Below are 13312 nucleotides of genomic sequence, written 5' to 3'. Positions count from 1 at the left end.
ATTCACTTTATCAACAACTGTGATTTTTCACAACTCATTTAGGATTGCTATATATATGAACAATAATTTATGAGTAACGTTATTATAGGACAATAAACAAACTAATTTTATTTCGTTTGATAGAGTTAATTAAAATATAAAAGAGCAAAATAGAATATATAGAGATAGCTAAAAAGGAAATTATCAAGTGTTAGTTTTACCCAAAAAACTATGGTAATGTTTTAAGTATTAAAGCTAGTAAAATAAAACAATTTAAACGGCTTATTGAGCAAAAGCAATCAGCACATAGATTCATTTCGCCAGAGTTTGTCTAAGCCTTAACTGCAATTAGTAAATAAATTTATCACCCTATTTGTTGTTATAAGCTAATCGGTGTGGGTAAATTATCCGAATTGCTGTGGTCACACCAAGCCAAACTCCAATTACACTAGTTATATCAACAACAGCATCCACAAGGAGATGCAGTTTCAAAGGAGGGCTAAATGAATTCAAAATATAACTTTCAATACTTTCAAGGGAGTTCTCTTTCTGATCTGTTTGCTCAAGATATCACAGATGCATCTTATGGGTTTATCCTAAATTATCCTGCAACTGCCAGTTGGGCTGTTTATCCCAACCATAAAAAATATTTTATTCAAGATGGCAGTAGTGAAGCCACTAAAACATCCTTTGACAAGATTTGCCAAAAGGAACCTTGGAAAATTCTGGCTGTGTTAGGCGATCGCATTCCACCAATTGTGATTATTCCGCCGCCAAAGTCCCTGCTTGAATACTGGCAAGAGCATTTCGGCTTCAGCTACTCCAATATTGACATGATGGATCGCTTGACTTATCTGGATGACCTCAGTCACAGCGAACGCTTTGACAAACTCATCACTCTATTTCCCTTTGATCACCTCAAAAGAGAAAAACACGCTATTGATTCAGATACCCATTACCGTTTACTCAGCAAAGTAACATTAGCCGAATTGGGGGTGCAATGTCCAAAATATGAGAGCTACAATCTGCACACCTGTAATTTGGAAGATATTCAGTTACCACAATTTCCCTATTTAATTAAAACGTCCCATGGACTCTCAGGAGAAGGCACTTATATCATCAAAAGCCTCAGCGATTTGAACTACTGCCTTGAAGAAATCAGGAAATATCTCAATATTAAGTTGCTCGATAAAATTATTGTCTCGGAGTTCGTCAAGAATGAGGTGCAGAATTACTGCGTACAGTTCTATGTCAACAAGGCGGGAGAGATAACCCTGATCGGCACTACCAGGCAACTCGTCACTCCAGAAGGCAATTATTTAGGGGGACTGATTGACTACTGCAACACTGACATGAGCAAGTTCTTTGAGATGATTGCCGCCATTGGTCAGTATGCTCACAAACAAGGTTATTTCGGCGTGATTGGCTTCGATGTGTTAGAAGATCAAGACGGACAATTTTATGCGATCGATGCCAATTTCCGAGTCAATGGATCAACTCCGTTGTGCTTGCAGCGCCATACCTTACTGGGGCTAGGAAAGGAAGTAGCTAAATATTCTAGTGACTACCGCATGGAAGGAACGTTGGATTCAATTTTAGTGACCTTAAAACCAGAACTAGATCGCAAAGACTTGATTATTCTGTCGGCTTTAGAGAAGGTCAAATACGGAAAAATCTACACCGAAATTTATGCGATAATTACTGGAGAAACTATCGAAGAAATGCAGTATATCGAATATAAATTACACAATAAAGGATTACAATGGCTCAATTAATTGGACGTTTTAGAGGATATTGACGATTGGAAAAAACTTATTTTTTAAGCTTATAGGTATTTCACAGAAATAGATTATTTTTGTTTGACACAACTAATATAAATTTTAAATTTAAATTTATTATAATTTGGTTTTTAGAAGATACCCTAAAGCATTTACCACCTAGACTTCACGCCTGTAATTAAGTTTATAAAACCTCAAGAAATGATAGTTTAAATAGATACAGCAGATTTCAAGGAAGGTGAAGTACACAACGATTCGTCTCAAAGATAGGTATAAAGCCTGTTTTACTTCTGTAGGACTTACGCATTGACAAGAAATGCCAAATATGGAGAAGTTTAAAAACCACATCTTTCGTAAGGGCAGAGCATTGTTGTGCCCCTATAGCACGGTCTATTTGCGATCGCAGTATTAAGTAATCAAAATTTTTTATGGCACAGACGGAAATCAACGATATATCGGTAGATAGCTCTTTAGTTGATCCAGAAAAAGACCTGCTAGGACATGCGAACTTTGCCAAGTATCTAGCAGACAGCATTTGCAAAATGCCTTTTCCTGAAGGTTTCGTTATTGCAGTTTATGGTTCTTGGAACTCTGGCAAATCCACATTATTAAACTTTGTAGTTCACTATCTTCAGCAAAAACCAGACGAGGAGCAACCAATAATCGTTCCTTTTAATCCTTGGTTATTGTCTGGACACGAAAATATCACAAGACGCTTTTTCGAGCAATTGCAAAACGTTTTAAGCCAAGAGTCATCTGTGTCGAAAGGTTTGAAAGAGAGACTAGCTGATTTTGCTGCCATTATTTCAGACATTCCTCTACCTTATGCTCAAACTGGCAAAGCATTAGCAGCATTATTGGACGAGAAGGACAAGGAAGCTGCCCAATTAAAAGAAGAAGTAGAAGACACGCTAGTACAGCAGCAGCGGCGAATAGTCGTAACAATTGACGATATTGATCGGTTGGCTGCTGAAGATATCAAGCAGTTATTTCGTATTTTCAAAGCAATGCGGAATTTTACTAATGTTGTCTATTTGATAGTTTTTGACAAAGAAGAAATTGTCAGGAAAACAATTGCCGATATCAAAGAAATATCAGGTGAAACATACTTAGAAAAGTTTATTCAAGTTAGTTTTGAGTTACCTATTCCTGATAAAACCTCACTTCGCAGGCTGCTTTTTGCAAAGCTTGATAATATATTTGCTGAAACTCCAAAACCAAAAATTAACCAAACTCGCTGGGGTGATATTTACTTTCAAGGAATAGATCACTTTATTACTAGCATCCGCAATATTGTTCGTTTTATTAACACTTTAACAGTAACGTATCCAGCAGTAAAAGATGAAGTAAACCCAGTAGATTACATTGCTATTGAGTCTTTGCGAGTCTTTAGTCCAAAGATATATAATATAATCCATCAAAATCCTCATATTTTTGTAGGAGAGGCAAACCCTTCAATAGACGAACTCAACAGTCTTCTGAATACCTGGATTGCTCAACTGCCAGATGAGGACAAGCAGCCCATTAAAAATCTGCTCATGTACCTTTTTCCGAAGTTAAAATTCATTTTGGGTAATACCTATTTAGATGAAAAATATGAGTTGGAATGGCGCGAACAACTACGTGTGTGTAGTTTAGAAATATTTCCTATTTACTTTCGTTTGTCGTTATCAGCAGGGGAATTATCTAATATCCAGAGAAAAATTATCCTTGGTTTGGTTGGAGATAAAGACAAATTTAGAAATCATTTGATAGAACTTGCTAAACAAAAACTTCCAGGCGGTACAACACAAGCTAGAGTATTTATAGAACAGCTAGAAAATTCCACTGAACAGGAAATTCCTGTAAATTATATTCCCTCAGTTGTGGAAGCTTTGTTTGATGTAAGCGAGCAACTCTCATTATGTCAAGATGATGAATCTAATGGCATTCTGGATTTTGGAGATGAAGTTATCATCAGTCGTTTTATATTACGGCTGTTGCGTCAGGTTGACGAAACCTCACGGTTTGAGTTGCTAAAAAAAGCAATTACTCAAGGTAAAGCATTAGCAATAGTTAATCATCATATTGCAACATTAAAAGAGCAACAAAGTCAATATGGTGGAGATAAATCTAATTGTGAAGAAGAATGGCTTGTGAACGCACAACACCTCAAAGAACTGGAAGAATTGACTACCAGACTCCAAGTCAAAAGTGATACCAGCTATAAATAATATAAAATCTGCAATTATTTATATTGATATGACCTTAGAACGAATGCTTTGCTTCCGTCCCTTGCCGGAATTAGCTAACTACAGAACACCAATTGATAACTTGTATCTTACTGGTGCTGGAACTCATCCGGGTGGTTCAATTTCCGGTTTGCCGGGACGCAACTGTGCGCGTGTGTTTTTGCATAGTGAGCAACCCATCGCCCAGAAAATCAAGGAAGCGGGAGGTTCAATTAAATCTGCTTTCGCATCTGTCTTGAGGAGTGAATCAGGCTAAGGGGCTGTTTGTAAAAAAAGTAAATAGCATCAGGAGATTGCGTCATTTGAAAGTTGAGTCTGAAGTAGGTAAACGGCTACAGATGAGATTTTCTAAACTTTGTCGGGTAAGTTCCTGATGCTTCTTAGTCGAAAATATCAAAAGTCTAGATAAATACTTACAGATACTTCCTGTGACGCTTTCAGATTCCCCAATAGACAGAGAACTGCAACCTTAATAATAATTAACATATATATGTATAGTAGAGTTATTAAGAAATATTTTTAATAGCAACTGATACTAAGATAGCGACTGAATTACCTAGTGAAGCTAAAGTCTTTAACGCTGTCGAAGCCAATTCCCAATCCCTAATTTATTTTAAGAAGTAACACTTATGCAATTAAAGCCAATCAATCAGCAAGTTGTTTCCGTCGTTGGAGCCTCCAGTGGGATCGGACGTGTCACAGCTCTTGAGTTTGCTAGACGGGGGGCAAAAGTAGTAGTCTCCGCTCGCGGTGAGTCGAAGCTAAAGTCTTTAGTGGAAGAGATTCGCAGCTTTGGCGGCGAGGCAACTTATTGCGTAGCTGATGTGGAAGTATTTGAGCAAGTTAAGGCGATCGCAGATAAAACTGTGGAAGTATACGGGCGACTCGATACATGGGTACATGTCGCCGCGATCGGCATCTTTGCCACTGTTGACAACACAACACCGGAAGAGTTTAAGCATGTGATTGATGTCGATCTCATGGGACAGGTGTATGGTGCAATGGCGGCCCTACCCCATCTGAAGCGTGAGGGACGGGGGGCACTGATCCACGTCTCTTCAATGGAAGGTAGGCGAGCGCTCCCCTACCAAAGTGCTTACTCGACAGCCAAGCACGGGGTTGAGGGCTTTATCGAAGCTATGCGCGTTGAGTTGCAATATGAAAAATGGCCGATCAGCGTCACGAGTGTGAAGCCAGCGGTGATCAACACCCCCTTCTGGAACAATGGTTTGACGAAATTAGGCGTAAAACCTACCGGGATACCACCTTACTACGACCCTAAACTTGTAGCTGATGCTATCCTCTATGTAGCCGAACATCCAACTCGTGACTACTTGGTTGGGGATGTAGCGAAAATATTAGATGTGGTACAGCGCCTCTCACCATCATTAGTAGATTCACTCTTAGTGCTCGTCGGCTTAAATTTACAGCGTACTTCTGAACCGAAGTCTGAAGATGCACCAAATAATTTTTACCAACCTGTTGCCGAAGACGACAGAGTTAACGGGGATTATGGTAACTTAGTTGTACCTAGCGTTTCCGACTGGCTAGAAAAAAATCCGCTTCTCCAGTGGGGTGCGATCGCTGGTACATTAGCATTAGCGTTTCTAGCAGTTCAAGTATTCAAAAAGGAAGCATAAATAGACCTGCCCGAAAATTTGTAATCCAGTTTTTACAAGGATTTGTCTCAAATCCTTGTATACTTTTTGGCAACGTAGTGATCAGGTTTTGAGATGGTTCCTAATAGTTTAGGGCAGAAAAATAGATAACTATTGATTCAGGCGATGCCAACTCTTGGAGACGCTACGCGTAGCTTGCTTCCCCGTAGGGGGTACGGCGGGCTTCTCTACGAGACGCTACGCGAACGCCTACGCTATTTTTTCTCAAATTGAATCAAGCAATACTCTGGGCAGTTTTTAATTTAGTCAATCGACAGATCAAGATACAAAAATGTGTTTGGATAATTTTCTCATCCTCTCTAATACTAGGGGGATTCTTAAGACTACTTCTGTATTTAGATGCGTTTACCTTGTCAGTTTGATATAGCAGTCCTAAATCATTTGTAAAAATAAATTAACCGCAGAGGCGCAGAGGAGAGGAGTTGCATGGGCGGGTTTCCCGACTTGAGCAAACTGCCCGTAGCGCAGAGAGAGGAATTGGAGATTTTCAAAACTCATTTAGGATTGCTATAGGTTAATTTTTACATCAACTAATAACGAATTAATATAGCTAAATTCGTAGTGAACACCAATAAAATAATTTAGGTTGTATCAGTGCATCACTACAGGGAGATGAGTATAAAGTTATTTTTGAGGATGATTAATTGAGTAAATCTCAGCAGTCAAATTGTCTGATCCAGGAGTATTCCAGCCAATGAGAGACTATCAACGCACCCTACCGCCTGTATGGATTGGGGAGGCGATCGCCTTCTATGCCTTTATTGCCATTGGTATCGCTGAAGCCGGATTAGGAGTTCTTCTGCCCTCGATTCTGTCTACCTATAACCTGACTCCAGCAACCGTCACCCTGCTGTTTGTCAGTCAAATTAGCGGCTACATTCTGGCAGCATTCACCAGCAGTCTTGTGAGTAGTCGGCTGGGATTAGCCCGAATGCTGTTGATTGCTGCGGGTGCGCTGACGATGGCACTGATGATCTATGCCATCTCACCCTTCTGGTTTCTCATGGTTGCCGCTGGATCGGGGTTGGGATTGGGCATTGGGTTGATTGATGCAGGTATTAACACTTACATTGTGCAAGATTCCCGCAGTGCCAGTTTGATTGGTTTGCTCCATGCTTTCTATGGTATTGGCGCACTCTTAGGTCCGGCGATCGCTACTACTTTGTTAGCAATTGGCATGAACTGGCGACAGGTTTATGGGGTATTAGCCGGGATTGTCAGCCTATTAATTGTGAGCGTGCTGGGCGTAATCATCTTCAACTACACACCAATGACACTACGGGTATTGCCATCGAATACAACTGCGTTAGAAAATCTGGGCAAAGCGCTCCAAACTCCGATAGTACTACTAACTGGGCTACTTTTGCTGGTTTATGTTGGCACTGAAGCCTGCATCGGCAACTGGGCATACACTGTGCAGTCCGTCGCTCGTCACACTCCCACGCTGATTGCTGGTTATAGCGTTAGTGCCTACTGGCTGGGATTAACATTGGGACGTTTCATCTTAGGTTATTTCTTGCAGTGGCTTGGGGCAGTCCGCACAATCAGTATGTCGCTCAGTCTGGTGATCATTGGATTGCTTGCTTGGTGGCAACTGCCAGATCAATGGATTAGCTTACCGTTAATTGGCTTTGGGTTGGCAGCCATCTTTCCTGCGACCATTTGGTTAATCCCTCAACGATTGCCAGACGCCCATGTTCCTGCGGCTGTTAGCATCGCCACTAGTGCCGCCAGTTTGGGGGCAGCGATTATACCCACTGGAGCAGGCTGGATTGCAAGTTGGGCAAATTTAGAAATCATCCCAATGTTGATGCTGCCATTGGCGCTCTTAATGGTGGGCTTACATTGCTGGCTGGTGCAACATTCGGTAAGAGGCTAGTACCGCAAGGCGGAAGTCACGCATTCAAAAGTCAAAAGTATTACGGAATGGGCTTTTTAAGGTTTTTAAATGGTTGCTCTATTTCCGCCGTGACGTAGTAGGGTGTTTTCGCACTGAATGGCACTAATAAAAGCTGAAACACTTGTGGTTAAACAGTTTACAATTGCTTGCTCCTATTGATGCCGAGGTTTTTTCATTAAGAGGTAAGCTTTTAGGCGGCGTTTTTGGACTCGTGCTTCACTTCTGCCAGGGCGATCGGTAGGGCGGCAGATCAAGCATTCAAAAAAGAAGGATAAATAGACCTGTCCGAAAATTTGCAATCAAGTTTTTACAAGGGTTTAAGAGAAATCCTTGTAGATTTTTTGGCAATATTTTTACAAGAGGTTCATCTAGCCAGTGCTTCACACAAATTTTGTCCATCTGGGGCTAATTACGCTCTTTTGAAAAAGTAAGATAACAATAGTATTTTAAAATACTTTATTTCTCATAATCTCAGTAGATTTCTATTAAATGTCATAGCAAAAATCTTGTAGAGCAGTAACTGATTGTGGTAGTCCCTGCCTTAAAAGCGATTCCAAGTACTCTTCAGATGTCTTAGGGGGATTCTTAAGACTACTTCTGTGCCTCTTTACCACTTTGCAAATTTCTGTTGGGTTAAGGTCAATCAGATGCAGAATGAAATCATCTGGATGCTGGGACTCAATACCATATAGTGAAAGAGCTTGAGCCGGAAAATCTTTAAGGTTAAAAGTGACTATAATACTTGCATTACAACGAATCGCTGCTGCGAGGACATGGCGATCATCTGGATCTAGAAGTTGTAAACCTGCGATCAGTGCTTCATAACCTGTAACGAGACAATCTCGGACATGGCTATTCATCAGATTTTTAGTTCTGGTAAGCTTCTCAAGCGTAAGATCAGGACGATTTTTTAAAACGTTTCTAATCCATTCTGAGTCCATACGAAAATATGGATTGCAATTATCATTCACCTCATAATAGCTCTTATTCAAAATGAACGCAATGTACGAAATGAGCGAAACAAACCTTGACAGCAAGTATCCTACCAAAAGTCCTTCAACTGGGGTTGAAGGACTTTTGGTGAAAGAAAAATCAATTTTTATCTTCAAATCCAGCAATAGACCAGTAAAAAGTCATTTTTTGCTGGCTGGAGGTAGTAGAAAAAGGCTTGGCATCGGTGCAGGTACTGTAATGTAGTGATGTGCGCTCAGGCGATCACTACGTTTAAAACCGTGACGATTTTATGCAAAGTTGTACTTAGTGACACAATTGTGCTTTCACATGGTCTGCCAATCGAATTGCCAAAGCAACAATGGTGAGCGTCGGATTAGCATAGCCTCCTGTAGGGAAAACAGAGCTACCTGCGATGAATAAATTAGAGATGCCGTGAACTTGACAATTTGCATCTACTACTCCCTGTTTTGGGTCATGATGCATACGCGTTGTTCCCATATTGTGATGGGTACTCAGCGAAGCAACTGGACGATCTCCATCTAATTCAATCTGTAACTCACCCAGACCTGCACTAGCAAACTCTTGTGCAAATATTAGCTGCGATCGCTTTACACTGCAAATATCTATTTCGCCCCAATGATTAATTAATTTTGCTTGAGGACAACCAAGCTTATCTACTTGAGTACTAAGTGTCACCCGATTATCTGGATTTGGGGTTTGTTCAGTTTGGCTGAGAACTTCAAACTTTGTATATTTCTGTTCATTACTTTCATGGTCAGACCATCCACCATGACTCAAATCAGGGAACAAATATTCTTTTTTGACATTATACTTATACCAATCAGCGACAAGCTCATCAAGGTTTGTAATCACATTTTGCAAATGTTGAAGAACATTCTTAGGTAACTGCTTGTGCCGAACTGAAGAGAACAAAATTCTCGCAGAAGCCTTTGCTGCTGATCTAAATTTTTCATCTCTAGGATATAACAACGCGGTCATATTTAGTAATTTTTCGCGGTGCATAATTTCTTGCGTCAGGGCAAATTTTCCCATCACTGTGACATTATTCACCCGGCGTAAGTCATACAAAGCCATCGAATTGAAGATTTTGCGATTTTGCGGAACAAGCATACCACAATGGATAAAAGGATGATCCATAAAGAACCTACCCACTAAATCGTTTTGATTCCCCAATCCATTCTTGTGAATCCGGTTCGATAGCAAAAGTAAACGTGCATTTTCAATACCACCTGTGGCTAAAATAAAGATTTTTGCAGTAACCCAAAATTTCTTACCTGATAAACAAGCTACTTGTACGCGTTTCACTGTTTGGGCTGTTTCATCTGCCTCAATTTCTACCACGTTGGCGTTCAGGAATGTGCTGATATTAAGAGATTGATTGATTTGGTGGCGATATTCATTGGTGAAAATATCACGGGGACCAAACTGAAACATACTGGTAGTAACTCGGTCACTTGTGAAATGTGTCCGAGGAGATTGAGCATTTTCCCAAGCCTCAGCTTCATAAGCAAAAGAACCGAGTTTACAGACTGCTTGAGCACGCTCATAAAATGGATTCAGGTGAGATTTACTAAAAGGCCAGCCACTGTATGGAACCCAATCTCGTTTTTCAAAATCTATTTCGTCTAATGGTACATGTCTCAGACCAAGTTGATTTTTATTGATTTCAATATTCCAGACATTAGCTAGTCCACCAAATTGACGATGACGCATATCTTGCAGTGGTGGAAAAGGATCTCCAACAGTTTCACCCTGACCAAGAGATGCAGTCTCTTGATTAAATTCCAGATCACCGCTTTCTAGTAAGCAAACGCGAAAGTCTTGCCCAATTAGTTCTCGTGCCAGTGTAATTCCGGCTGGGCCAGCGCCAACTATACAAACTTCGGTATTTATAACTTCATTTATTGGCAATTTTTGGCTATCAATCAACATTAATTTAATTCCTTTTAATCTGATTTATTATTTTTAACCACAGATGCACATATATGATGTAAATCTGTGGTTTCATTTTCATAAAATTGACTTTTGCAATAAGTTTACTGTTTCATTCAGCCTATGAAACACTCGGTATCGCAGAACGAATTGCACTAATAAAGTTTTGGGCATAATTCTGCGTTGAGAAATCGAGGGCGCGTTGCCTGGCAGCTATTCCCGCACTCTGGGCAAATTCTTGCTCGTCAAGATAGCGGAGAATTGCGATCGCTAATTTCTCCGCATCGCCATAAGGTGTTAATAGTCCATTCATCCCATCGGTAATAATCTCTGTCGGGCCGCCTGCATTGCCAGCAATCACAGGTTTACCCAGCGCCATCGCCTCAATAATCACAATTCCAAACGGCTCTTTATCTGATGCATGAACAAATACATCCATCGCCTGCACCCACTCCGGGATATTACGCTGTAGCCCAGCCATAATTACTTGCTCTTTCAAGTCCAAGGCGGCAATTTCTGCTTTTAAAAAGTCCTCATAATCTGGTTCTAAATCGTGCTTACCGCCAATTACTACACAATGGGCATCAGGATACTTCTGTAAAATTTTGGGCATTGCTTGCACCAATACGTGCATTCCTTTCCATCGTTGCAATCGGCCAACAATTCCAATCAACGGCCCGTTTAAAGGTAAGCCTAGCTTCCGCCGTGCTTCTTCAGGAGAAGGCAAAGCATCAGGCTCAAATCGGTCTAATGCGACACCAGGATAAACCAAGGGTGTTGGTCTGTGGGGCCAAATTTCTGCCTGTGCTTGCTTGCCATCTTGGGAGAGGGTGATAATTGCCTGGGCTGGGATTAAAGTAGCGATTCGCACCAACCAAGTCTTGTCACTAGGCACTTCTAGTTGATACCACACAGCAGGCAACCCCGCCAGTATTGCTGCCAAACCTCCAGATATATGCGTAATCCACATCCAATTGACAATTATATCTGCACGTTCGCGGCGGGCGATCGCAGCTATCCGCAAAACAGCGCCAATAAAACGGTGGATTTGGCGTAAACGTCCACTTTCTACAACTCGCGCATCAATACCGAGGGACTTTACTTCTTCTACCATCGGGCCGTCTTCTAAAAATATTACTAGCCACTCGACACCAGCATTACGTCCTTGTTGCACTAAATCCCAAAGCATCATTTCACCACCGCCTCGTTGCTCGGCTAGTGGCATTACAATAATTGCTTTCATAATTTATATCAGTCTGATTTAAGTTGTAAGATTTTGTTTTTTAACAAACTTGAAAAGCTCAGAACCCCGACTTATTAGAGAAGTTGGGGTTCTTGGGATTGCTATAGTATTTATGTCCTGCCATAGCCATAGCTAAAAATCCCCAAAGAATCATCCCTGCCACGCTTAACATACCGCTACCGATAACTAACTGGGTAGCAGAACTGATACCAATGGCGCGGGCAGCACTGATAAAACTATCAAAACGACCTTCACCATAGCTACTGACACTAATAATTAACAAGATTAATCCACCCATATAAAAGATGGCTCCAAACCAACCAAGGGTGAAAAACATATCTAAAATGCCACTATCAATCACCACCACTTCAATTTGACCAGTTTTTTCGTTGACCTTCCAGATATTTCCTAATCCGTTACCTAGACCATTAGAAAGAGCTAGACCAAGGTTTTTGTCATAAGTTCCCGATCTATCTTTAAAGCTGCCATCTTCTTGAAGATTAGAAAAAGTTTCCAAACGCGCTGCTAAAACCCCAGAAATTGGCTCGATAGTTGTCAATGGCACAACACAAATTGCCATCACTACAATTATGGTAACTAAGCGCATTTGAATCCGCGCCTTGACTGAACCCATAATCATAATTACTCCAAATAACCAGCCTCCCCAATTAGTACGCGCTTGTGTCAATAAAAAGGATAAATAACCAACAGCTGAAGCCGGAAAAATTAAATTCCCCGAACTTGTAAATAACAACAGTAAACCAGCTTGCATGACTGAACCAAAGGGGCCAACTGAGTGCAACGTACTCCAGACCCGCATCCCAAAAGGTACAGGATTTCCAGCACTCATGAATAGTTTTGATTGGATGAGCCAATACCTGTCCCACTCAGGAGCTACCACAAATTGATATACGCCATAAGTTCCTAAAATCAACACACACCAGAGAAATGTTCGCTGAATGTTCTGGCGATAGCTGGGATAATCTCGCCAGTTAATAAATAAGTGAAAAGCGAAGATGATCGGACTGAGCCAATCCATCAATCCGCGTGCAACAGGGATAGGTGGATTGTAAATCAGACCGACTAGAAAGCCATAGAACACTCCGATAAAAGCCAAAACAAACGGCAAGCCCCCTTGACCAGAGGCGCGGGGAAAGTGGCGGAAGAATGTTGCTATAGTTACAAAAACCACTAAGTAGGGTGCTATGAGCATTTGCCGAGTAGAGTCCCAGCCCACCCGATAGTCAACTAAGCGGGTAGCTAAAGGCGTGAGAAACCAGATCCACCATGTAAAGCTGATGTAGAGAATGGGATGCCGCAAGTATAAAAACACAGCTACTACTAAAGCTGTCACCGGATAAATTAGGCGCAATGCGGCAGTAGCACCAGCAAAATAGCAAACTACAGTCAGTAATACAAAACCTGCGATCGCCATCCAACCCTGTAGCGATCGCTCTTCGGGAGAATAGTTTTCTTGTAAAAAACTATTGAAAAGTATCTGCTTAGAATTCATTCAATTTTACATGTAAACATAAATAAATTTGGCAGATCAACTCGTTCCCTGGCTCCAGCCAGGGAATGCATTTATTGAGGCT

9 protein-coding genes and 1 pseudogene are annotated in these 13312 nt (G+C 41.0%); 6 read left to right on the top strand and 4 right to left on the bottom strand.

Going from position 1 to position 13312, the window contains the following annotated elements; all coding sequences use genetic code 11:
• Positions 1 to 482: 482 nt before the first annotated feature.
• The 5 genes and pseudogenes from Q0541_RS23045 (at position 483) to Q0541_RS23025 (ending at position 7546) form a co-directional block, all read left to right on the top strand.
• A complete protein-coding gene (locus tag Q0541_RS23045; RefSeq protein ID WP_298915926.1) occupies positions 483 to 1754 on the top strand; it encodes a carbamoylphosphate synthase large subunit in 1272 nt (423 codons plus the stop codon).
• A gap of 431 nt (positions 1755 to 2185) precedes the next feature.
• Entirely contained in the window at positions 2186 to 3970 is a 1785-nt protein-coding gene (locus Q0541_RS23040) for a P-loop NTPase fold protein (protein WP_298915923.1), read from the top strand.
• A gap of 19 nt (positions 3971 to 3989) precedes the next feature.
• A pseudogene (locus tag Q0541_RS23035) lies at positions 3990 to 4244 on the top strand (NAD(P)/FAD-dependent oxidoreductase); the annotation flags it as partial.
• A 373-nt stretch (positions 4245 to 4617) separates the two neighbouring features.
• The gene (locus Q0541_RS23030; protein WP_298915920.1) at positions 4618 to 5628 is read left to right on the top strand and encodes an SDR family oxidoreductase; all 1011 of its coding nucleotides are present in this window, start codon (positions 4618 to 4620) and stop codon (positions 5626 to 5628) included.
• 733 nt (positions 5629 to 6361) lie between these two features.
• On the top strand, positions 6362 to 7546 hold the full coding sequence (locus Q0541_RS23025; protein WP_298915918.1) for a sugar MFS transporter: 1185 nt from the start codon (positions 6362 to 6364) through the stop codon (positions 7544 to 7546).
• Between the two features lie 506 nt (positions 7547 to 8052).
• Here Q0541_RS23025 and Q0541_RS23020 read toward each other — a convergent pair.
• Entirely contained in the window at positions 8053 to 8427 is a 375-nt protein-coding gene (locus Q0541_RS23020; protein ID WP_298915916.1) for a hypothetical protein, read from the bottom strand.
• Between the two features lie 151 nt (positions 8428 to 8578).
• Here Q0541_RS23020 and Q0541_RS23015 point away from each other — a divergent pair, with 151 nt between their 5' ends.
• Positions 8579 to 8764 carry a hypothetical protein gene (locus Q0541_RS23015; protein ID WP_298915911.1) on the top strand — a complete coding sequence of 62 codons (186 nt, stop codon included), beginning with the start codon at positions 8579 to 8581 and terminating at the stop codon, positions 8762 to 8764.
• A gap of 60 nt (positions 8765 to 8824) precedes the next feature.
• On the opposite strand, the gene Q0541_RS23010 is transcribed toward Q0541_RS23015, so the two are convergent.
• From Q0541_RS23010 to Q0541_RS23000, 3 genes are all read right to left on the bottom strand, one after another.
• Positions 8825 to 10474 carry a GMC family oxidoreductase gene (locus tag Q0541_RS23010; protein ID WP_298915908.1) on the bottom strand — a complete coding sequence of 550 codons (1650 nt, stop codon included), beginning with the start codon at positions 10472 to 10474 and terminating at the stop codon, positions 8825 to 8827.
• A gap of 121 nt (positions 10475 to 10595) precedes the next feature.
• Positions 10596 to 11717: a glycosyltransferase gene (locus Q0541_RS23005; RefSeq protein ID WP_298915905.1), complete on the bottom strand. Its 1122-nt coding sequence runs from the start codon at positions 11715 to 11717 to the stop codon at positions 10596 to 10598.
• Between the two features lie 58 nt (positions 11718 to 11775).
• On the bottom strand, positions 11776 to 13230 hold the full coding sequence (locus tag Q0541_RS23000; protein WP_298915902.1) for an O-antigen ligase domain-containing protein: 1455 nt from the start codon (positions 13228 to 13230) through the stop codon (positions 11776 to 11778).
• Positions 13231 to 13312: the final 82 nt, after the last annotated feature.

This window comes from uncultured Nostoc sp., assembly GCF_937863485.1.
Taxonomy (GTDB): Bacteria; Cyanobacteriota; Cyanobacteriia; order Cyanobacteriales; family Nostocaceae; genus Nostoc.
Note: the sequence above shows the minus strand (reverse complement) of the source record. Positions and strands in the feature narration are given on the sequence as shown.

What these genes read in the sequence shown, in the direction of transcription:
- Q0541_RS23030 (WP_298915920.1), top strand. Translation starts at nt 4,618, where the DNA reads ATGCAATTAAAGCCAATCAATCAGCAAGTTGTTTCCGTCGTTGGAGCC.
- Q0541_RS23005 (WP_298915905.1), bottom strand. Translation starts at nt 11,717, where the DNA reads ATGAAAGCAATTATTGTAATGCCACTAGCCGAGCAACGAGGCGGTGGT.
- Q0541_RS23000 (WP_298915902.1), bottom strand. Translation starts at nt 13,230, where the DNA reads ATGAATTCTAAGCAGATACTTTTCAATAGTTTTTTACAAGAAAACTAT.
- Q0541_RS23045 (WP_298915926.1), top strand. Translation starts at nt 483, where the DNA reads ATGAATTCAAAATATAACTTTCAATACTTTCAAGGGAGTTCTCTTTCT.
- Q0541_RS23020 (WP_298915916.1), bottom strand. Translation starts at nt 8,427, where the DNA reads ATGAATAGCCATGTCCGAGATTGTCTCGTTACAGGTTATGAAGCACTG.
- Q0541_RS23025 (WP_298915918.1), top strand. Translation starts at nt 6,362, where the DNA reads ATGAGAGACTATCAACGCACCCTACCGCCTGTATGGATTGGGGAGGCG.
- Q0541_RS23015 (WP_298915911.1), top strand. Translation starts at nt 8,579, where the DNA reads ATGAGCGAAACAAACCTTGACAGCAAGTATCCTACCAAAAGTCCTTCA.
- Q0541_RS23040 (WP_298915923.1), top strand. Translation starts at nt 2,186, where the DNA reads ATGGCACAGACGGAAATCAACGATATATCGGTAGATAGCTCTTTAGTT.
- Q0541_RS23010 (WP_298915908.1), bottom strand. Translation starts at nt 10,474, where the DNA reads ATGTTGATTGATAGCCAAAAATTGCCAATAAATGAAGTTATAAATACC.